15 protein-coding genes and 1 riboswitch are annotated in these 23,140 nt (G+C 48.2%); of the genes, 4 read left to right on the top strand and 11 right to left on the bottom strand.

Annotated elements, in window-relative coordinates:
- Positions 1-307: 307 nt before the first annotated feature.
- Positions 308-1,588, bottom strand: coding sequence for an oligogalacturonate lyase family protein (locus tag HK25_RS09195; protein ID WP_086636017.1), 1,281 nt, complete (start codon positions 1,586-1,588; stop codon positions 308-310).
- A 146-nt stretch (positions 1,589-1,734) separates the two neighbouring features.
- Between HK25_RS09195 and HK25_RS09190 the strand changes: the two genes are divergently transcribed.
- Genes HK25_RS09190 through HK25_RS09180 form a run of 3 tightly spaced genes read left to right on the top strand, consistent with a single transcriptional unit; the run spans position 1,735 to position 7,483 of the window.
- Positions 1,735-4,020 carry a TonB-dependent receptor gene (locus tag HK25_RS09190; RefSeq protein WP_086636016.1) on the top strand — a complete coding sequence of 762 codons (2,286 nt, stop codon included), beginning with the start codon at positions 1,735-1,737 and terminating at the stop codon, positions 4,018-4,020.
- A 48-nt stretch (positions 4,021-4,068) separates the two neighbouring features.
- On the top strand, positions 4,069-6,795 hold the full coding sequence (locus HK25_RS09185; protein ID WP_086636015.1) for a hypothetical protein: 2,727 nt from the start codon (positions 4,069-4,071) through the stop codon (positions 6,793-6,795).
- A complete protein-coding gene (locus HK25_RS09180; protein WP_086636014.1) occupies positions 6,782-7,483 on the top strand; it encodes a DUF6250 domain-containing protein in 702 nt (233 codons plus the stop codon). Before HK25_RS09185 ends, HK25_RS09180 begins: the two co-directional genes overlap by 14 nt.
- Positions 7,484-7,581: 98 nt before the next feature.
- On the opposite strand, the gene HK25_RS09175 is transcribed toward HK25_RS09180, so the two are convergent.
- From HK25_RS09175 to HK25_RS09130, 10 genes are all read right to left on the bottom strand, one after another.
- A complete protein-coding gene (locus HK25_RS09175; RefSeq protein ID WP_086636013.1) occupies positions 7,582-8,328 on the bottom strand; it encodes an ABC transporter ATP-binding protein in 747 nt (248 codons plus the stop codon).
- On the bottom strand, positions 8,328-9,332 hold the full coding sequence (locus tag HK25_RS09170; protein WP_086636012.1) for an iron ABC transporter permease: 1,005 nt from the start codon (positions 9,330-9,332) through the stop codon (positions 8,328-8,330). Before HK25_RS09170 ends, HK25_RS09175 begins: the two co-directional genes overlap by 1 nt.
- Positions 9,329-9,985, bottom strand: a complete 657-nt coding sequence (locus HK25_RS09165) for an ABC transporter substrate-binding protein (RefSeq protein WP_086636011.1) — start codon at positions 9,983-9,985, stop codon at positions 9,329-9,331. The genes HK25_RS09170 and HK25_RS09165 overlap by 4 nt, the downstream gene beginning before the upstream one ends.
- The gene (locus HK25_RS09160; RefSeq protein WP_346346043.1) at positions 9,985-11,973 is read right to left on the bottom strand and encodes a TonB-dependent receptor domain-containing protein; all 1,989 of its coding nucleotides are present in this window, start codon (positions 11,971-11,973) and stop codon (positions 9,985-9,987) included. The genes HK25_RS09165 and HK25_RS09160 overlap by 1 nt, the downstream gene beginning before the upstream one ends.
- A gap of 175 nt (positions 11,974-12,148) precedes the next feature.
- A riboswitch (cobalamin riboswitch) is annotated at positions 12,149-12,377 on the bottom strand.
- 43 nt (positions 12,378-12,420) lie between these two features.
- Positions 12,421-13,311, bottom strand: a complete 891-nt coding sequence (locus HK25_RS09155; protein WP_086553311.1) for a LysR family transcriptional regulator — start codon at positions 13,309-13,311, stop codon at positions 12,421-12,423.
- 83 nt (positions 13,312-13,394) lie between these two features.
- A complete protein-coding gene (locus HK25_RS09150; RefSeq protein ID WP_086553312.1) occupies positions 13,395-14,423 on the bottom strand; it encodes a methionine synthase in 1,029 nt (342 codons plus the stop codon).
- Between the two features lie 28 nt (positions 14,424-14,451).
- Positions 14,452-15,435, bottom strand: coding sequence for a DUF1852 domain-containing protein (locus tag HK25_RS09145; RefSeq protein ID WP_086636009.1), 984 nt, complete (start codon positions 15,433-15,435; stop codon positions 14,452-14,454).
- Positions 15,436-15,757: 322 nt separating this feature from the next.
- Positions 15,758-17,227, bottom strand: coding sequence for an efflux transporter outer membrane subunit (locus tag HK25_RS09140; protein ID WP_086636008.1), 1,470 nt, complete (start codon positions 17,225-17,227; stop codon positions 15,758-15,760).
- A 2-nt stretch (positions 17,228-17,229) separates the two neighbouring features.
- Entirely contained in the window at positions 17,230-18,411 is a 1,182-nt protein-coding gene (locus tag HK25_RS09135; protein ID WP_086636007.1) for an efflux RND transporter periplasmic adaptor subunit, read from the bottom strand.
- Positions 18,404-21,685 (bottom strand): efflux RND transporter permease subunit, encoded by a 3,282-nt coding sequence (locus tag HK25_RS09130; protein WP_233127773.1) that lies wholly within the window; start codon positions 21,683-21,685, stop codon positions 18,404-18,406. Before HK25_RS09130 ends, HK25_RS09135 begins: the two co-directional genes overlap by 8 nt.
- A 352-nt stretch (positions 21,686-22,037) precedes the next feature.
- Between HK25_RS09130 and HK25_RS09125 the strand changes: the two genes are divergently transcribed.
- The gene (locus tag HK25_RS09125) at positions 22,038-22,985 is read left to right on the top strand and encodes an AraC family transcriptional regulator (protein ID WP_233127772.1); all 948 of its coding nucleotides are present in this window, start codon (positions 22,038-22,040) and stop codon (positions 22,983-22,985) included.
- Positions 22,986-23,140 lie beyond the last annotated feature (155 nt).

Here is a 23,140-nt window from a genome sequence, read left to right as displayed (position 1 = left end):
TCGGTAAGCCTGTGAATCACAATCTCTCGCTCAGTTCAATAAATTAACAGGTCCTGAGCCTAGCTTATTAATAATACTAATCTTGCACGTTGGCGAATTTTATGATGTTTTCTCTCTGTTTTTTGATGATACAGATGCATCATCATACTCTGAGAATATGGTCCCCTTCCCGTCTTTTCTCACTTCGGCAACAGACCAGCCACTTTGGATAAACAGAAAACAATCGGAGGGCGTTTATGCTAAGCTTACGCCCTCCCCGCTAAATATCAGGTGGTTACCTCTGCGCTCTCCACAGGCGGAAATTTTTTCAGTCAGTACCTTCATTATGTTTTTTTACTTCAACAGCAAAAACATAAGTCGGCCCGAACATATCAGAACGGAAAATAACGTACCGGTTATCCGGAGTGAAACTAACATTAGGCTCAAGATGGTAATTATGATGTGCCATATTCACCAGATGTTCAGCCACGAAATAACCAGGACGAATAAGGTTTTTCCCCAGCGTATGATCATCTTTCACCAGTTTCGGATGGAACAGATAAATCCACTTTGCATCAGGTGCATTACTACCATCTCCGGCAAACAGTTTACCGTCAGAGGACAAATTAAAATGAATTGAAGCCTGCTGCGGCTCATAGTGGAACCATGTTCTGCTTCCATTCTCAACATTATACCCTGCAACAAACGAATTAACACCTAATGGCATATGCAGGTCATACCAGATGTTTTTACCGCTTTTGTCCCACCACTGATGGCCACTGCCCTCCATTTGCATAATACGTGGATCGATATGGGTATTTTCTGAACCATCAGTGCGAATAGTCCAGAGCTTATCAACCTGCTGCCAGGCACCCTGATGGGCATACATCAAAAGGGTCGGATCAGAGGGTGAAAACTGCAAATGATCTATCCAGTCCGTACTGGCAAAAACGGGTTTAATCTGACCATTATGCAAATCGACAGTAAAAATAATCATTGGCAACTTTGCAGCAAACCGTCTGGCCATTTTCTCTTTCTTATTTAATGGCTCTGTAGCCGTATTTTTGTGTGCGATCTGCCCTGCCTGACGCCCGTTATAGTCTTCTCCGTCACCAACGATATAGCTGCCGGCTCCCAGCGTTTCATCAGCATTAATTGAAAAAACACCCGACCGGCGTGGCAGATCTGCAATTTTCTGCTGTTTGCCTGTATTGATGTCCGCTTTCCACAAAGAGGCATACTGCGGATCATTCTCTTTCCCCTTAAAATAATAAACAACGGGGGATTTATGACCAACAACAACAGCACCCGGCCCACCACCAACCGGCCCTTTGACCAGAGACCTGGCCTTTAGGCTGGTGAGATCAATCACACCTATACCACGATCAGGCGTGGTATAAATCATCTGCTTCCCATCAGGTGTGTACGTATTGATATTAAAATAAAGACTCGATGAGCCAGGATCATCTGTCACGCGGATAACACGGTGCCCTGTATCAGGGTCTACCCATGATTTTGGTGGAGTTTTCTCGTCTGCACAGGCCAGTGCCGGAAGCAGGAGAAAGGGCAGCCCCCCTCTGAGAATACGCAAAAAATATGAAGAGAACATCACTCTGACTTTCATTTAACACTAAAATTTATCGTATATTTTTTATAAAATAACATCACCTAAAGTTTATTTAACTATAATGTACATAGATATCGTGGAATCAGATGATTTAGGAATTTTAATGACAATTTTGTGGTGGTTTTTTTATGTTGCGAAAAGGAATAGTTATTAATTTTGTACTGACAACCGCTTTGCTCAGCACAAATTCATGGGCTGAAAGCGCTCAGCCCGGGCAACCATTACGGCATAAAAACGCCAGTAAATTCCATAAAAGAGAAGCACAGAAAGAATCTCTTGAGGTTATTGGCAACAAGGTACGCAAAGACCCTCAGCGCGCGACATCCTCTTCTTACCATTTTTCAGGAAAAGAGCTGGTTAGCCAGAGAATTAACACACTTGAAGACCTTCAGCAGCTGGCACCAAGCCTGAATATTGATGCGGCTGACCCTTTTAACAGCAGTATTTCTATACGCGGCATGGGTGATGGCGGTGGTCAGACAGGCGGTGAGACAAACGTCGGTATGCCCAGCAGTGTCGGGCTGTTTCTTGACGGTGTTTACCTGAGCCGTCCGTCAATGATGTCACACGGGTTTAACGACCTGGAATCAATAGACGTATATAACGGAGCCACACAGGGGACTTTATACCCCGCCAACGTCACGGCTGGCGTCATTGATATTAAAACGCGTATGCCCTCTGCCACACCGCGCAATGAAGCTTTATTCTCCTACGGTAGCTACGGGTATATGCAGGCCTCAGCTTTAACATCAGGCAGAATTCTGAAAAATTTATTTGGCAGCATCAGCTATAACCATACAGCACAGGGCGGTTTTATTAAAAATGTTCGCTATGGCAACAACGTCAACGGGTATCATGGCGATAGTGTCAGAGTGCAGCTTGCTTACAGACCGGGCAAAAGATTCCACTTCAGACTGATCGCAGATTACAGTGCAGAACGGGAAACTCCGACACCGGTTTTTTATAAAAGCATTACTGTCGATGGGAAAAACGAATTCCAGGATATGTCATCCAAATTTGGCAACCATATCGTTACTGGCCGCAAAACTGATATTGACTACCAGAACTATGACACAACGCAGCAATTTGGTGTTTCACCTCAGCTGAGCTGGCGTTTTGCAGGAGGGTGGAAGTTCTCATCCATAAGCTCGTTCCGCTATTTTGATACAAACCCGGTTATGGCCGACCCATACAGCATTAATGTCTATTATAATTCGGGCACGAATGTACGTGACCGGACATGGTATGAAAACCTTCGTTTTGACTCCCCTCAATGGAAGACTATTAACTTTGCTGCGGGCTTTGCCTACTCGGGTGAAAGTCTGAATACTAATGCCATTACACGATACAGCGCTGACAGTGCTGGTGCATGGTATGGTAATAAACTGTATAACGGCCTGGATGTTTATCGCTACGGCTCACTCCGCGATGATTATTATTCGTTTTATGCGCAGGCTACGGCACATCCGATTAAAAAAGTCACAATGAAATTTGGCTTTCGTGAAGGTATCGACGATAAAAGCGGTACGTTCCGCCGGTTAAACAAAAGTCCGTTTTACTCTGGTGTGCTAAGCAAAACGACAGCCTTACCCTCAGCAATGGTCAATATTGATTATGACCCTGACAGCCTGACAAAATTTTACGTTGCACTTGCCTATGGCATGAAAGCCGGAGCGCTGAATATTTCATCCGGCTCAGCCGGAAAAGCAGGCTTTGGCAGCCTGTATATCAAACCTGAAACAACTGAAAGTATTGAAGTCGGTCTTCACAAAGAAATTCCGGTTGCCCGGCTTGATTTCAAAATTGATTATTTTAATGCTCTGGTTAAGAATTTTCAGACTCAGGGGTACGACCCGACAACACAGCAGACCTATTTAACCAATGCGGGTGACTACAGGTCGCGCGGGGTTGAATATACTATGAACTGGCACCCCCTTAAAGGGCTGATGATTACACCCAATATTTTGTATAATGACACAAAATATCTGACATACGACAATGCCAGGTGCATGCCCGAGGTTTCGATGCAAAGTCAGCCTCCGAAATCATGCAGTCTGAACGGCAAACCTGTATTCAGGGCACCTAAACTCTCATTGAGTGTGCTTGGGCGGTATGACTATATCCTCAATGATACATCCTCAGTGTACGCCACAGTGCGTTACTCTTATCGCACAGCAACATTTGCAACGGTTGATGACTCTCCCTCAGCCAAGATACCGGCTTACGGCCTGCTGAATTTTTCTCTTGGGTACAAAATTAAGGTGCATAATACGGCTATCGATACCTCTGTATGGGTAAATAATGTTCTGAACAAAACATATTATCGCAGCCTGCGTGAGGGAGATTATGGCTCTGTATTCGGCTGGCTGGGTACACCACGCATCATCGGTGGCACGGTAAGTGTGCATTTCTGAAAAACCAGACAGCTCATTTTCTATTCTTATAAGACGGAGACAGGTACGTTGCCACATTTAGGAAGGCGCCATTTCCTTAAACTCTCAACCGCAACCAGCAGCTTATTTTTCACCGCAGCAACGCAGGCTCAAGGCTCAGCAGAGCACAAATCTGCTACGACACAGATAAACTGGCTTAACGGTCCGCCATCAGGAAATGTCTTTCAGGGCACGACGTTTGGCGCCGCCTGGCCACAGGGTGCTGTACGTGCACCAGCACGCTTTTCGCTGGGCACCTCAGATGCCGGAACGCAGCAGATACAGTCATGGATCACCGCATGGTGGCCGGACGGATCTGTCAAATGGAGTGCTCATGCAGTTTCTCCAACTGCACATTCTGACCTGGCGGCATATACCCGGCTTCATGCTGTACCTGCACCTGCCCGACACTCAGAAACCAGAACGGAAACCATTGCGCAAAAGACGGATGATCAGATCTCTGTCAACACAGGGAAACTCCAGGCCAGTTTTTCAAAAGGGCAGTCTTTTCTGTCCCTCTCGTTTCCACGCCAGGCACAGGTGCAGGCCATCACTCTGCTGGAACAAAGCACACAACAGGGAGAGATAACACAAACCAGAACCTTCCCGTGCCATGGCGACGTTCACACACTTGAAATTGAAGGTAACGGGCCTGACCGGGCTGTTATCCGCATAGAAGGTAAACATAGCGGACCAGATCATACACAGGTTATTCCGTTTATTTTTCGTTTCTATTTTTATAAAAATAGCGGTGCAATTCGCGTTATACACTCAATCATTCATGATATTGACCCCAAAAAATATGAAGTGCGTGGTCTGGGGCTGAATATTTCCTCTCAGTTTCATGGTGAAGCCTATAACCGGCACATTCGTTTTGTAAGTGCTGATGGCGGTGTCTTCGCTGAAGCATTGCAACCTCTGACCGGCTTACGCCGCGACCCGGGCAGCAATATACGTTCCGCACAAACACAGGGCCAGGCTGTGCCACCTGAGGCAGAATGGTCTCCTAAAGTCTCTGGTGCTATCGGGTATGTCCCTGTTTATGGTGATTATACACTTACCCAGGCAACGTGTGATGGCTTTTCACTCAAAAAACGAATTACAAAACATGATGCCTGGATCAATTCTTTTTCCGGACAAAGAGCTTCTGGCACTGTTTTTCTTGGCGACGTATCGGGGGGTGTCGTGCTCGGCATCAGAAATTTCTGGCAGAGCTACCCGGCAGCACTCTCTGTAGAAAACGGAGGAGAGAATAATGCGCAACTCACAGCATGGCTCTGGGCACCAGATGCAGAGCCCATGCAGATGGCACCTTATCAGACCCCCGAAAATCAGAACGATTATACCACGCAGCGGCAGGCTCTCGATATCACTTATGAGGATTATGAACCCGGTTTTTCCTCCTCTTACGGTGTTGGCCGAACCAGCGAAATCGTTATAGAATTTACTGACCATACACCCGACAACACCAGCCTGGCGGCTATCGCTGAGCGCATTTCATCTCCACCGCAATTAAGGCAATCTTTGCCTGACCTGTTCACATCACGTGCGACCCATGCTTTCTGGAGCCCCGAACACCCACAGAATGTAAATTCAAAAGTAAACCAGGCTCTTGATACACTTTTTACATTTTACCGTAATCAGATTGAGCAAAGACGCTGGTATGGCTTCTGGGACTACGGTGACATTATGCACACCTATGATGCCGACAGGCATACATGGCGTTATGACATCGGCGGGTTTGCATGGGATAACGGTGAACTAAGCTCTGTTATGTGGTTCTGGGCATACCACCTGCACAAAGGCAATGCGGAAAGCTTTCGTCAGGCTGAAGCCATGACACGACATATTACAGAAGTTGATGTCTACCATATCGGAAAATTTGCCCCCTTAGGTTCGCGTCATAACGTGCAGCACTGGGGAGACAGCGCCAAACAACTGCGTATCTCCAGCGTTGCAAATGCAAAAATCTATTATTTTCTGACCGCGGATGAGCGTACCGGTGAGTTACTGCGTGCACAGGTTAACGCTGTTAACCGCCTGCAGGATATTGTTCCCGGACGCAAAACTGGCGGGGCAGCAGCCGTCAAGGCACAGCCTCATCATGCAACGGTCTCCTTTGGTACAGACTGGGGAGCCATTGCCGCCGCCTGGCTGCTGGAATGGGAACGTACAGGTGATGAGCAATGGAAAAACAAACTACTGGCCTCTATGACCAGCATTGCAGCCCAGCCTCATGGTTTTTTTACCGGACTGGGTGTGATGGACCTGCATACAGGTGAGTTTGCTCAGGATCGCACAGGGGCTCTTTCTATTTCACATCTGAGCGCCATGTTCGGACTGCCAGAAACATGCAGCGAGCTGATTATGCTCTTACCGCAGCCTGATTTTAAAAATGCCTGGCTGGATTACTGCACACTCTATCTGGCTGACGCACAAAACCAGAAAAACAAACTGGGGCAGGCACTGCATCACTTAAACCTCAGGCAGGCACATGCCCGCCTGTTGGCCTACGCAGGCTACACTCTCAGAGACACCGCTTTGCGCAGGCAGGCATGGCGTATTTTTGCACAGGGTGATGCAGGGCTTTTACTCAGTGACTTTCAGATAAACCATCTCTCACCGCCGGCAGTGCCTGAAGCAGTTGATGAAGCACCACATATTTCAACAAATGCCGCGGCTCAGTGGGGGCTGGGGGCAACAGGTCTGATGGCACTTGCCCCGCAGGAGGAGGACATTTTTTATGAAACGCTCTAGACGTGTTTATACACCCGGGCACTACGTTTTATGTCTTGCTCTCAGTGCGGCCTCTCCGGTTTTATCAAAAGCCGGGACAAAAGCCGAAAACACTTTAACTATACAGGATAATCAGAACCATATCTGGCGCTTTGAAGCTGAGAAAACTCTGCCTGTCACCCCTGCTTCACAGGCAGAAATTATTCCTGATGGAGTAAAAATCGTAGCACAGCGGGGTGTCACACTCTGGTTCGAGCACCCGCTAAAAGGTAACTATACCCTTACATTCGATCGGAAAATTTTGAAGCCGGAAGGAGCACTACGCGTTTCAGATATGAATATCTTCTGGAACGCACATGAAAAAAATGGCGTACTTCCTCACGTGCGCAACGGCACACTCTCTGCCTATAACTCTCTTGTTCTCGAATATGCAGGTATTGGCGGTAATAATAATACAACCACACGCTTCAGGCATTATGACGGCTCAGGCGCACGCATCCTGTTACAGGAAAGTACTGCCCCGGCTGATATGCTGAAACCGGACCATGTTTATCACACCGTTATAAGTGTTCATAACGGTGTGACGACTTTGTTCCTTGATGGTAAAAAGATTTTTTCAGCACCAGTAAATGCTGCATCCCCAGGGTATTTTGGTATCCGCACCGTAGGTTCTCAGCAGGAAATCACACATTTTTCTCTTTCTGCATAATGATCCCGTAATAGTGTATCGCTGATATAACTGCGGCATACTATTACGAAAAATCCCTTTATGAGAATTAACCTATAAAAATACCGGCAGCTATGGGGTCACACACGATTCCACGGCACAAGCCCGGTTCCGATTTGACGCGTGGTGACACCATAAACATTTTGCACGAGAGTGTCCGTCAGGTCTGCCGGTGACAAAGAGGCCCGCACTTTACCATCAGATATCAGCACCAGATTATCGCAAAAACGCGTTGCCATGAGCAGGTCATGAATAACAAGCACAACACACCTGCCTGCTTCAGCCTGACTACGCAATATCTGCATAACAGAAAGCGCATGAGCGGGGTCAAGAGCCGCCATCACCTCATCTGCCAGTATAATTTCCGCTTCTGTAGCAAGCGCGCGTGCGAGCATTAATCTCGCCTTCTCTCCTCCTGAAAGCTGATCAGCCCGACGTTGCGCCAGGTCTGCCAGACCAGTAGCTTTCAAAGCATTTTCAACAGCATAATGCTTTATAGCCCGGCTACCAGCCTCACCATAAGGTAAACGCCCCAGTGAAATGATTTCACATACCGGGATAGCTGGAAGAGGCGGATTATCCTGCGGAATATAAGCCAGTTGTCGCGCCAGCTGCGCTGTCGTTAAAGACTGTATATCATACCCGTCGAGTGTTATTTTCCCCGCACAGGCTGGCACAAGGCCGGCTGTAACTTTCAGAAGCGTACTTTTACCGGCTCCGTTCGGGCCGAGTAAGCCTGTAACACACCCTTTGTCAAACTGTGCAGAAACAGCATCCAGTAACGTACGCCCTCCGGCCTGGCAGGAAAGATGATGCACTTCGAGCACTAAAACTGCCCATGTTTTCTGAACTGAAGCACTCTGTAAAAAAAGACAGGTGCACCAATAAGTGCGGTTATAACGCCAATTTGTATGTCTTTATGGCCTGAAACTACACGCACAATGAGGTCTGAAAGCAAAAGCAGAGCGGCCCCGCCCAGAAAAGAAGGCAAGAGCAGACGAGACGGCCTGTACCCCACAACCACCCTGAGCAGATGAGGTACAACCAGCCCGACAAAACCAATAGCGCCTGACACAGCCACACAGGAACCAACAGCCAGAGCCGTGCCCACGACAAGACGTAACTGCACCCCCTTCAGGCCACGCAGATGAAAGCCCATCGTCTGGGCAACATCCTCCCCCAGTGTCAGCGCGTCCAGAGCACGCCCTGATAACATCATCACAATGCATCCTCCTGCTACACCGGGCAGTGCCAGCAATACATCAGACATGGTCCGGTCTGTCAGAGAGCCCATCAGCCAGCGCATAATTTCAAACGAAGCATAAGGGCTTGGCACGAGGTTCAGCACAAGTGCCGTTAAAGCCGCAGTAAAACTGCTCAGAGCAGCGCCAGCCAGTAAGAGCACCAGAGCAGTGCCCCGCCCCACCAGAAGAAGCAGCATAGCGACAGCAAGAAAGGCCCCGATAAGCCCACCGGCGGGCAGCAGAGCTGAGCCCATCACACTAAGCCCCGTGTAAAATACACAAACAGCACCAAGTGCCGCCCCGCCCGAAACCCCCAGCAACCCCGGGTCGGCCAGCGGGTTACGCAAATACCCCTGTAATACGGCACCTGAAAGGCCCAGTGTACCACCAACCATAATGCCCAGAATGACCCGTGGCAGACGCAGCCCCCCCAGAATAACGGAGCCGGCTGTATGCTGACCGGCAAGCCATTCATGCAATGCCTGCATAAAAGAAAAACCGTGCTCTCCCCATAGCAGAGAGGTCATAACCAGCAGGCATATACTCATACATAACAGACTGTTGAGCAGAACCTCGCGCTTCGTCATGGAGCCTCCGTTTTATTCTCTGCCAGTGCTGCACGGGCACGACGCAGAACAGCTACTGCCTCAAGCGTTTGTGGCAAACCACATAACCAGAGAGAGGCAGGAATATTCACATGATGCACCCCGGGAAAAAACTCCGTCAGAACCGGGTTATCCAGCATAGCCTGAGCAAGAGAGTGCCCCTGCCCTGAGCGGTCAAGAATAAGCAGGTCAGGGCGCCAGGCCAGCAGCGTTTCAATAAGAGCCTCCCCCCGCTCCGGATGGCCCACAGCCTGAGCTACGCGCCGGATCTGCCCGGGGATGTCAGACAAACGACGCGCCGGTGGCAGTATGACTATATGAGCACCAACCTCACGCGCTGCCATCACTGCAGTACGGGCTGTGTATTGCCCTGCAAGAACAATATCAGGATGCACAGACAGAATATTTTCAGCATCGGCTGCAAATATAACGTGTGGCAACCCCTCATGACACAGCACAGAAGCAGAACAGTCGCGCACAAGAGGAGAAAGGGCAACGATCTCCTCTTTATCAGCGAGCATCAGGGCAAGCTGGTCAGTACATAAATTAAGTGAGGCAATACGCGAGGCAGCCTGACCATGACCAGCCAGAACCCCACAATACACTATGCCTATCAAAGGAATTAACCAGCGCATCAGTAGCTCAGTGTTACGCCTCCATAACCTGCCCGCCCGGGCTGAAGATAGCCTATCGGTTCTTCATACTGCCTGTTGAGCAGATTATCAGCACGGGCAAAGACTGTAACAAAACGATTAATTTTATAACTGGCAGCAAGATCAACTGTGAAATATCCATGCCCCTTACCACAGGTGCTGCAAACCTCAGAACCAATAACCGGCAGGTCGCGCCAGCCGCTGACATAAAGAATATTGCCAGATAACGTGAGATCTTTCACCGGGTTCCATGAAGTATTAAAATTCAGCTTATGCTGTGGCCTGCGTTGCAAAGGCAGATGATTTGTCAGATCACGGGCATGTGTCCAGGTATAAGTCAGATTGAAATCGAGGGTCTTTATGGGTTTCCACTCAGCAAATGCCTCCACCCCATACATACGGGCACGGGAGACGTTGCCATAGGAATACTGATAATACGAATAGCCTGAAGAGTTATCTATCGACAATGTTGACTGGATAAGGTTTTTAACCTTGTTATCATACCATGTTGCACCAAAATGCAGCTTATCGTGCAGCAGTTTTTGTTCAACACCGGCATCATAGCCAATCAGACGCTCTGCCCGCAGGTCAGGATTACCTTTTTGCGAATAGCTGGATCCGGTCTGATTAAAAAAGAGCTGATAAAGTGTAGGGCCATGAAAACCTGACCCTGCACTTGCCTTAATAATTGTGCCTGTATGTGGAATATGAACAGAAGGCGCCATACGCCAGGTGACATAATGGCCATAACGCGAATTACTGTCATAACGCACGTTGGCAGCACCATAGAGAATCTTGTTCCAGTTACCTTCATACTGCGCATAGCCTGCAGTTGTATCCATACTCGCCTGTGTATGATAGCCGGTGTCATAAGCACTGCCTGCAGTATGACTGGTATCAAACGTGTCATGAAAATGCTCAGCACCAATCAGCACTGTGCCATATTTTTTAAAGTTAAATGTACCATGCCAGTCAATTTTCAGCCGGTCTGACCGGTAATAAATGGGCCCGGTAGCATACAGCCCTGTCTGATTCCATCGATTACGAATGGCCATATAACCAAGGCCGATGACCTGATCAAAAAAACCATCAAATGACACAAGATGAGCTGTCCCGCGCACAATTGCTTCATTTGTATTATTACGCTCACGCACATGCCCCCCGCCTTCGTTTTCACTCTGAAGGTCATACAGGGAATAGGTGTGATAATTGCTCTGAATCAGACGGGTTGTCAGGCCAAGGTCAAAATTTCTGGTTACGTCATAGCCCAGACGAATATTCGTGCCCCGGTTATCATTGCGGTTGCCGGTGTGGCGTTGCGCACGTGTGGCACCATAATAGCGGTCAATATAATGCGGAATGCTGCGAAACCCATCCATACGATAATGATTAAGCGTCACATTATAATGGAAACGCCCCTTACTGCCACGTAACCCGATAACCTGATTAAATGTGCCATATGAGCCGCCTTCAAGACGTACAAAAGGTTTAAAACGCCCCTCGCCACGGGCTGTCGTAATATCGATTACCCCTGCCATAGCATCTGCACCATAGAGGCCACTTTGCGGACCACGCAGAACTTCAATACGCCCTATACCATCAGTCATAAACTGAGCAGCATCGAACATGCCACTGGCAGAACTGCCATCATTAATATCCATTCCATCAAGGCGCACTTTTACTTCATTGGCATTCGTACCACGCATAAAAATTGACGTTGTGCCCCCTGCTCCGCCGGTGCGAACAAGGTTTAACCCTGGTTCACGGGCTAACAGATCTGGTAAAGAGCGACGTTGCTGTTTTAAAATCTGCTGCTCTGTAATGATTGTCATGGCAGTACCGATTTCATCACGCCTGACGGGCCTGCGGGCTGCACTCACAGTAATCTGTTCAGGATTACGTGACAGCATCTCTTCCTCTGACGTCAGGCTTGTCTCTGCCTGCTGTGGCTGTTCAGCTGCCCGGACCATACATCCGGGAAAAATGAAGAATGCTGTGCTCAAAAAAAGAAGTCTGCGCACCATAAAAACTACCTCGTGGTCCGAATGTTGCCACGAGACTAAGTTTATGCAGGCACTGACGCCCTTATCAGGCTGTACCAGCGCATGCCACTCTGTGCTGACACTCCCCGATCAGCATTTCCCGTTTGCAACAATTCACGATGGCAGGTTTCCTGGCTTGTGGCGTCGCCGGCTGCATCTCCCTTCCCAGGCCAGGCCCAGTGGTCTGATCTTATGATCAGTATGCAGAAACATACCACTTACAGTTGCGGGGACAGCTCAGGCTTAAACAGCATATCATGCCATGATACCTGATTCCCTTTTACACTCTGCCTTATATTTTAAAGGCAAAGACCATCAGTCAGATGATGTGCGCGCAGAACACAGGCCTGTCAACAATGCTGAAGGTAAAAAGGGCTAATGATGCGATGCAGCAAACCGGATAAAATCCTGCAGGTAAAAAATATCATCATCCGTATCACGACAGCCAAGGAAAATTTGCTTTGCGATACCCTTTTTGCCAAGCTTCACAGGAGAAAGTTCAAAGCGCTGAGCATATTCCTCAACCAGCCATCCCGGCAGAGCCGTAACACCCCTGCCATGAGCGACCATCACAAGCATAATATCTGTTGTTTCTATTTGCTTTTGCTGCCTTGGGCTAATACCCGCAGGTTGCAGAAACTGCGTATAAATATCCAGCCGCTCTGACGGTACGGGGTATGTTATCAGGGTTTCTCCCGCAAGCTGCTCTGGTGAGATAAACTTCTCACCACGCAAAGGGTGCTGAGGGCCAACAACCAGCACAAGTTCATAGTCAAAAACAGGCGTGAATTTCAGGCCGGGTTTGTAAAGCGGGTCAGGTGTGACAACAAGATCAATCTCATTACTGAACAATGCACCAATACCGCCAAACTGAAATTTCTGCCGCACATCAACATCAACCTTCGGCCATCTTTCCAGATAAGGAGAAACCACTTTTAAAAGCCATTGATAACAGGGGTGACACTCCATACCGATGCGTAATGTACCACGCTCACCATTGCCAAATTGTTCAAGCCGTTTTTCAGCCAGTTCAAATTGAGGCAACATGCGATTGGCCAGAGATAACAACCATTCTCCCGCCTGAGTGAGCACGAGTGACCGCCCCTCCCTGCGCCAGACCTTAACCCCGAGCTGATTTTCTATTTTACGAATAGCATGGCTTAGCGCGGGTTGCGTCAGGTTAAGACGCAGCCCGGCAGCAGTTAATGAGCCTTCACGCGCGACAGCCTGAATAACCTTCAGGTGACTACGCTCCAGAACATCCATGCTTCACCTTAAATCTATGCACAAAATTTATATAATTATATGATAATTATCATTTTTTATTATTTTAACAAGCTATATTCCTGTCAGCGGGTCAGCTCCTCCCGAACAATTGCAGCCCCGGCACTTAATGCTCTGAGCTTGCCGCTTGCTACATGCCGGGGCAAAGGTGCCATGCCACAGTTAGTAGACGGATAAAGCTTATCAGCCTCTGCAAACCGCAAAGCTTTACGCAAAACATCCGCAACCTTTTCGGGTGTCTCAATAGTATGAGTTGCGACATCAATAGCGCCTACCATGACCTTTTTACCACGAACAAGTTCGATCAGGTCCATAGGAACGCGAGAGTTCTGACACTCCAGTGATATGATATCGAGGCTGGAGCTCTGCAGCTTTGGAAAAATCTCTTCATACTGACGCCATTCCGCACCAAGAGCATTTTTCCAGTCAATATTCGCTTTAATACCATATCCATAGCAGATATGGACTGCTGTTTCACATTTCAGACCTTCAGCTGCTTTTTCTAAAGCCGCAATACCCCAGTCATTAACTTCCTCAAAAAAAACATTAAATGCAGGCTCGTCAAACTGAATGATATCGACACCGGCTGCCTCTAATTCCCGGGCTTCCTGGTTAAGAATTCCGGCAAACTCCCAGGCAAGTTTTTCACGACTTTTATAATAGCCGTCATAAAGCGTATCAATCATCGTCATCGGGCCAGGCAATGCCCACTTTATCGGCTTTTTTGTCAGTGTACGTAAAAAACGGGCATCTTCAACAAAAACAGGTTTTTCACGTGTAACCGCCCCCACAACTGATGGCACACTTGCATCATAGCGATTACGAATTTTGATGGTCTGACGATTTTCAAAATCAACACCACTCAGATGCTCAATGAAGGTGGTAACAAAATGCTGGCGGGTCTGTTCACCATCACTCACAATATCAATACCGGCGCGATCCTGATCATCAAGGGTCAGGCGCAGCGCATCCTGTTTCCCTTCTGTCAGCTCTTCTCCCTCTAACTTCCAGGGAGACCAGAGCGTTTCAGGTTCTGCAAGCCATGAGGGTTTGGGCAAACTGCCTGCTGTTGAGGTTGGAAGTAGTGTTTTCATGGGGCGTGACCTTGTATCTTATAAATGGTTAAACGGCGTAACTGGCAGACCACTGCTCCAGAATATCCTGATAAGGTTTAATAAATCGCTCTTCTGTAAACCTGCCCTGTGTGACAGCCAGCTGGCTGCGTTCTTCCCGGTCATAAACGATCCGGGTTATCGAATAATCCTGATGTTTAAGGCTTGGCTGATAACAGTCAGATGCAGCAGAATTAGCATTATAAATTTCAGGACGATAAATTTTCTGAAATGATTCCATCGTGCTGATCGTGCTTATGAGTTCCAGCGTGGTATAGTCAGACAAAAGGTCACCAAAGAAATAAAATGCTAAGGGGGCAACACTCCTGGCTGGCATAAAATAGCGAACCTGCATGCCCATTTTTGCAAAATACTGATCGGTCAGCGATAAGTCGCGCTGCTGATACTCAACCCCTAACACAGGGTGCTCATTATCAGTTTTATGATATGTCCTGTTACCTGATACACTCAGGCATATAACAGGCGCTTTACTGAAATTTCTTTTATAAGAATCTGAACTGATGACCGTTTTAAAGAGATTTCCATGTAAATCTCCAAAATTATCAGGTTTAGAAAAATCCTTCCTGTCTTTATTATACTCAGGCAATAAAACACTAAAATCATAATCACGCACGTAAGATGAGAAATTATTCCCCGCAATACCTTCAATACGCTTATTATTTATTTTATCAATAATAGTTGTTTTCAGAATTTCTATCAGAGGAAAAGTTTCTTTATTATTTTTAAAACTGATATCCATATCAAATGAAATGATCTCAAGTTCGACAGCATAACGATCCCGCTTAGGGTTATCCCAGCGTGCCAGATCATTAAAACGATTATCAATCATCTTTAAAACATTACGCAGGTTTGCCTGGCGGCTTTCCCCTCTTGCAAGGTTAGCAAAATTTGTCGTCAGACGCGTATTCTCTGAAGGGAGATAATGCTCATCAAAACGAATACGTTTTATAGTGAATGTATCTTCCTTAATCATCGTATTACTGCATCCTGTTTTTATAAAAAAACCTGATTACGTTTATTGAAAATAAAAAAGTAACTATGCTTTCGTATTTTCATAAACGATAATTTTTCTATATGCGGTTCAAAGTCGTGACCGCCTTATGCACGATCAAATATATGAATAAAAATGATTTATTTTCATATAAACATGAATTAAATTTATATATTATCAAAATATTGTTCAGAAAACATCATCCGTTAAATACCGCATACCTGATGCCGGGAAAATTTGTTCCGGCACCAGGGTTACACACCGGCACTCTGCTTCTGGTCTGTAAATGTCAATGTCTAAGATATTATAAAATATGATTAATTACATTATCCTTACGATGCGGCAGAGTTCCCTGCCATCCTCCCCCCAGCGTTTTATACAGCGTGACGATATTAGACATTTGCTGCAAATGTGTTGTAATCGCGCCAAGCTGGGCATCATACAACGTACGCTGCGCCACAAGAGTATCCAGGTAAGGGTCATACCCGCCTTTAAACCGGGCCAGAGCCAGCTGATACTGGCGATCACTGGCCTGCACGAGTGCTACCTGGGCAGAAAGCTGCTTGAGATAAGTACTTCGTCCTGCCAGAGCATCAGCAACTTCGCGAAAAGCAGTCTGTATGGTTTTTTCATAGCGTGAGACTTCTTCTTTTTTGCGCGCTTTTGCCTGGTGCAGCTCAGCTGTAAGCCGTCCGGCATCAAACAAAGGCACTGTAACCTGCGGGGCAACATTCCAGGCACCCATACCACTCTGAAACAGACGGGTAATATTATTACTGGCCGTACCGTTAGCTGCCGTAATCTGAATTTTAGGGAAAAATTCAGCACGTGCAGCCCCGATATCATCATTTGCCGAACGAAGAACCTGCTCAGCAGAGAGAATATCCGGGCGGCGTGCTATCATGTCTGAAGGCAAACCCTCCGGCACATCAGGAAAAGCCTGAACATCATCCAGAGAAGCCTTCTTCTCTAATGCCAGACGCGTTGCCTGATCAGGTGCCCCGCCTATAAGCAACGTAAGCTGATTCATCGCCTGTTCACGCTGACGCGTATAAATTTGCAAATGTGTCTCTGCGTCGCGCAAAGCCGCTTCAGCCTCAGCGACATCCAGCTGTGTGCCCGTACCAACACGCGCTGTCTGCTCAACCAGTCTGTACGTTTTCTGACGGTTTTCAATAACATGCTGTGTAATCAGCAAGGCCTGATTATTTGCAACCCAGTTAAGCATAGCCACCGAAACGCTGGCTATAACACTCAGACGCATACTTTCACGCCCAAGAGCATCCGACAAATAGCGGTCGAACGATGCACGCGAGGCTGAACGTATACGCCCCCATAAATCAACCTCATAGGCTGATATGCCAAACCCTACGGCATACTGACGCATATAAAATGGTTCATTCCCCTGAGATAAACTCCAGATACGAGAATACATTTTCTGCACATTCGCACCGGCTGTGCCGTTCAGTGTCGGAAAAAGAGCAGCATTTTCAATATCAAACTGTGCACTTGCAGCTTCAACCTGATGCTGTGCCACCTGCAGATCGCGGTTGTTGGTCAGTGCTGCAGAAATAAGGGACTGCAAAACCGGATCGCGATAGAAATTACGCCAGTTATCAAGATCAGCTGCATCCTGTGCCACGGTTTCAGATGCCCCGTTACCAGGCCATTTTTTCTCAACCGGCGCAGCCGGACGATGATAGGTCGGGATCATTGTGCACCCGCCCATCAGCAACGCCAGGCCTGCAGATAATATTTTCAATGATGGTGCCATGCTCATGCTCCTTCTGGCGCATGAGCATCATGTGGTGCAATTTCCTGACCGTCTGCCAGAGCAGAAGCCGGATGTAAAACCAGACGGCTTCCCTCAGGCAACCCTGTCTGAATTTCAATTTTATCACCATAGTCACGCCCAACTGTGACAGGGCGAATATGCAGATGATTCGTCATATCAACAGTAGCGACTGATAAACCTGTTGCATTATACATCAGAGATTCTGAAGGTATCAGAATAGTTGATGCCGGCCGGGGCACCTCAAAATGAACAGACCCGTAAACACCGGCTGCAAGCCTGCCATCACGGTTATCCAGTTCTGCTTCAACTGGCAGCATACGACTTTCGCGCTCAAGTGCATGGCCTGTGCGTGTAACGGAACCTGAAAAAGCTTCACCTGGACGGCCCGGCACTGTCAGCCTGACTGGTGTTCCTGGCTGTATGCGACCCGCCTCTTCCTGCGGCACATGCACCCGCACACGCAGCCGGTCAGTTCTGTCCAGGACAAATAAAGGCGCAGACTGCGGGTTATCAGCACTGACCAGGTCACCCTTTTCAACGTTACGGGCTGTAACCACACCATCAAACGGAGCCGTAATTATTGTATATGCACGCCGTTGCGCACTGACTGCCAGAGCCGCATCAGCTGCAGCCTGAGCGGCATTCTGCGCCTGCTGAGTAATACGATCAGCATCAAAATTCTGCTGGCTCACAGCTCCGCCGCCCACGAGCCCGCCCGAACGTCTGGCCGTAATACGGGCAAGGCTAAGATTAGCCTGTGCCTGCGCAAGAGCCGCCTGCGCACGGGCTTCCTCCCGATCAAGCTCGGGCGCTCTGATAACCGCCAGAACATCGCCTGCTTTGACATGCGAACCAATATCTACATGACGCTCAGCAATATAACCTGAAGCTCTGGCGTTAATTGCTGCTGTTTCAACAGCAACTGTTTCACCGGGCAGGTCGAGAGAGACAGGTTTTGTCTCTCTGTGCACTGTCATGAAGCTCACTTCGGGAATCTGGTGCTCACGTGTTGCGGCCAGAGCCCGCACGGCACTCCCCCGCTCAGCATGGGCATAAATACCGTATCCAAGCAGGCACACAACACCAAGACCAATAAAAGGAGCGACTGACCGGCGGGCAACATCTTTACGCGGGCCGGTTACAGGTAAAACAGGTTCAGACATGACTGTACTCCTCAAGAATGCGACTTTCCTGTTTTCTCAGGCGGGTATAAAGCCAGGGCACAATGAATAATGTGGCGCACGTACCAAGCATGAGCCCGCCAATAACAGCGCGACCAAGCGGAGCATTTTGCTCCCCTCCGTCCCCCAGCCCTAACGACATCGGCAGCATGCCAATAATCATGGCCAGTGAGGTCATCAGAATAGGGCGCAGGCGTGCCTGCCCTGCGGCAATAGCGGCTTCAGCAGCACTCATGCCTTCAGCGCGCCGTTCTTTAGCAAATGTTACGAGCAGGATTGAGTTTGCACTTGCAACACCCACACTCATAATTGCCCCCATCAAAGACGGAACAGAGAATGTTGTGCCTGTGACAAACAGCATAAAAACAATACCGCACATTGCGCCAGGCAGGCCGAGCACCACGACAAAGGGGTCCATAAAGGACTGAAAATTCACAACCATCAGCAGGTAAACCGCAACAGCTGCCACCAGAAGCCCTATGCCAAGCCTGACAAAAGCTGAACGCATGCTTTCAATCTGCCCCTGCACGGTGATGCTGTTACCCGCAGAAAGTTCACCGCGATGACGGGCAATAACCCGATCGATATCACGGGCAATGCTGCCTAGGTCACGCCCTTCAGCACTCGCATCAATATCGAGAACAGGCTGAATATTGCTATGTGAAATAACATTCTGCCCTGTACCGCGCTGAATTGTTGCAACATTGCTCAGCAATGCCGGGTTTTTCTGCACAGCAGAAGATGACGCCACCACAGTGTTGCGCAAATCACCCAGGTTATTCACCCGATATTGCGGGGTCTGCACTGCAAGCGGATACTGAATACCAGAGGCAGGATCGACCCAGAAATTAGGAGTAACCGTGTTAGACGATGCCAGAGAAACCATCACGTTTCGGGCGACATCATTAAGAGTTAACCCAAGGTCAAGTGCACGTTCGCGGTCAATTGCCACAGCCAGTTCGGGTGCTGCAATCTGCTGATGCAGATGTACATCGACCAGACCAGGGATATGAGAAATCTCCTGACGGATTTCCTGCATAACCTTTCGGTTATTAGTGACATCGTAACCAGAAATACGAATATCAACCTGAGCTGGTATGCCAAAATTGAGAATCTGGGTCACAATATCTGCTGGCTGGAAATAGAACACACAATGTGGAAAACGACGGGCCAGTTCGGTGCGCAGTTTACGGATGTAATCAGCTGTCGGGCGGTGTCCCTCCTTCAGCTCAACCATAATCTGCCCGTCATTTGTACCAACGGTTGTACCATCATCAAAAGGCATGGAATAACGGAAAGGCATGCCCATATTATCGAGCAGAAGCGCACGCTCTTTTTCAGGTACGATGTCACGAATAACATCTTCAACCTGGTCAAATAATTTTTCGGTACTTTCTATACGCGTTCCTTCAGGTGCCCGGACGTGAAGTTTAAATTCACCGGCATCAATACTCGGGAAAAAATCCTGACCGACCTGCGTTGCAAGAATGCCAGTAACCAGAAGAACAGTACCTGCCAGAGCTGGCACTTTCCAGCCACTGCTGATCAGTCTGTGCAGGGTGTACACATAGCTGTCACGCACACGGTCAAAATAACGGTCAAAAACCATACCAAAACGTGCAATGCGGTCTGGTGGCAGCCCTGCATCACGGCGGCGTTCTGCCTGGCGTTCTTCTGCGCGTAGCAGAATGGCTGCAAAAATAGGCACCAGTGTCCGGCTGATCGCATAAGATGCCAGCATGGCATATACCACTGCCAGTGCCATTGGCGTGAAGAGAAAGCGGGCTGGCCCCACAAGAAACTCAACGGAGACAAACACGCTTGAAATTGCCAGGGTAGAAACCAGTGTTGGCAGAGCAATTTCTGAAGCACCATCCAGCACAGCCCGTTTAAGCTCTGTTCCCTCATGACGGATACGGTGGATGTTTTCAATCGTCACTGTTGCATCATCAACCAGAATACCAACAGCCAGAGCCAGGCCGCCAAGGGTCATCAGGTTCAGGGTCTGCCCGGTCCAGGACAGCACAGCGATAGAAGATAAAATCGCCAGCGGGATAGAGACAGCAACGATAAGTGTTGAGCGCCAGCTCGCAAGAAATGCCAGAATCATAGCCGCAGTCAGAAGGCCTGCAATCACTGCTTCAGACGCCACACCAGTAATAGCAGCCTTAACAAAAAGAGACTGATCAAACAGTTCTTCAATTTTCATACCTGCAGGTGCTGCAGCCCGCGTAACCGGCAGAACTTCATTACGAATGGCATTAACAACATTCAGAGTTGAAGCATTACCGGCTTTCATAATGGACAGCAGAACAGAGCGGCGCCCTTCACGACGCACAATATTTTGCTGTACAGCTGTACCATCCCGCACCTGGGCAACATCACGTATACGCACAATAGCACCCGTTTTCGGGTCATGCTTTAACGGTACATTATTCAGGCGCGCTGCCACATCAGGCATACCATTCATACGCACGTCATACTGGGTTGAACCGAATTTTACGGTACCACCTGGCAGCGTCAGATTCTGAACATTAATGGCATTAGAGACATCAAGAGGAGTCAGGCCTGCTCCGGCGAGCTTTGTTTCATCAATATCCACCATAACCTGACGAATTTTGCCGCCGTAGGGCGGAGGCAACATAGTGCCAGGAACAGGTGCTAACTGCTGACGAATGCGGTAAATGCCGTAATCATACAAATCACTCTCTGTCAGCTTATCTGAAGACAGAGAAAGCTGAAGAACAGGCACACTCGAGGCGCTGTACTGCATGATAATAGGCGGCTGAATACCTGGCGGCAAAAGCGCGCGAATGGAGTTTGTTGCAGATACTGTTTGCGCAACAGCAAGGTCAACATTAACCCCAGGCTGGAAATACAGTTTTTGCAATACAAGACCAGGCGTTGTCTGGCTTTCGATTGTACGCAGGTTATTAACAAAAAAACTTTCAGAAAACTCTGTATAAGTGCTGATACGTTTTTCTGTCTCGGCGGCATCCAGGCCGTCATAGTACCAGACAACGGTTACAACCGGGATATCGATACTGGGAAAGACATCGGTCGGTGTTTTAAAGAGGGCCGTAATACCCAGCAGCAGGATAATAAGCCCTGCGACCAGGAATGTGTAAGGCCGTCGGAGTGAAAAGGCGACGATCCCCATTAACTGTCTCTGTTCTGATGGCTTTGGGGCGCAGACATACACCCCGCTTGTCAGGAGCCCCACAGCACCCGGACAAATCGGCAAGCTTTTCGCCATGAATAAGATACCGCGCCGTGATTACGTCTTACTGCTGCCTGAAAGAGTTTTTCAGCAGAGAAGAGTAGATCAGCACGTAAGGATTGGGAGGATTATGCTACTTTTCTTTTGAAATTCGATAGAGTAATGCGCGCAGATAATTGCACGATTCTGCTTTTCATTTATATGACTGATTATAGAGCCATGCCTTACATATAAAAAAATGGCTGAAATTAGCTATATATATCAACCTCACACACTAAGAAGATAATAAAAAATGCACAATTCAGCCAGATCCTTGCACAATCCTGTCATATACCCTTAATTCTCCTTTTGCATGGATCAGGCATGACTATAAAGATGAGAGAAGCTCATGGACGAACATCATAAGGATAATTTTATGCAGGATATTCTGTTACGGCTGCGTGATATGATAGACCGTCACTGTGTTGAGCCTCTGACACGTACAGTCGTGCCTGACCTGATTTTGTTTCGTGCTGATGCGCCGACCATACCTGCTGATGTCGTATATGAGCCGCGTTTTTGCGTTATTGTGCAGGGTGCCAAACAGGTCGTTCTGTGTGATAAGGTTTTTCATTATGATGCCAGTAAATATCTCGTCACAGCCGTTGACCTGCCTGTAACAGGGCAGATCACACAGGCCTCACCTGATGAGCCGTACCTGTCTTTATGTCTGACACTTAACCCTGCGCATATTGCTGATCTTTTACTTGAAATGCAGGATACCTTCCCCGGTAACGGATCCTCCTGCCCTTCCTGCATGACAGTCAGTGCACTGAGCTGCGAAATACTTGACCCGGTGATGCGGCTTGTCAGGCTCATTGAGCACCCTGAAGACATTCCTATTCTGCGGCCTGCTATCTTACGTGAACTGCTATACCGTTTATTACAGGGCCCACAGGGCTACGTACTACGCCAGATTGCAACAGCGGGCACAAACCTTTCACAACTTAACCGGGCAATCAGCTGGATCCGCGACCACTATACTGAATCGTTTGATATTGCATCAGTCGCTAAAATGGCGGGAATGAGCCCCTCATCGTTTCACAGGCATTTTCGTGCAGCAACGATGATGAGCCCCTTACAATACCGTACAAAACTTCGCCTTCAGGAGGCGCGCAGACTGCTTTTAAGCACTTCAGCTGATGCCGCAGCCACAGGATTTTCAGTAGGCTATGACAGCCCCTCTCAGTTTAGCCGTGAATACCGTCGTATGTTTGGTGTACCACCAGTACAGGACGCACAACGTATACGCTCTGCCAGCGTAACTGCTGAGGGACCATTCTCTATGGCAGGATAAGGCCTGACATACCGCCATATATGAGAAAAATAATAAGGCGGGCAATAATATTACCCTCTCACAGGAAGAGCATATCAGACATCATGGGTGATTAGGCTCAGGACCTGTTAATTTATTGAACTGAGCGAGAGATTGTGATTCACAGGCTTACCGAT

It is taken from the genome of Acetobacter sp. DsW_059, assembly GCF_002153695.1.
Lineage (GTDB): Bacteria > Pseudomonadota > Alphaproteobacteria > Acetobacterales > Acetobacteraceae > Acetobacter > Acetobacter thailandicus.
Note: the sequence above shows the minus strand (reverse complement) of the source record. Positions and strands in the feature narration are given on the sequence as shown.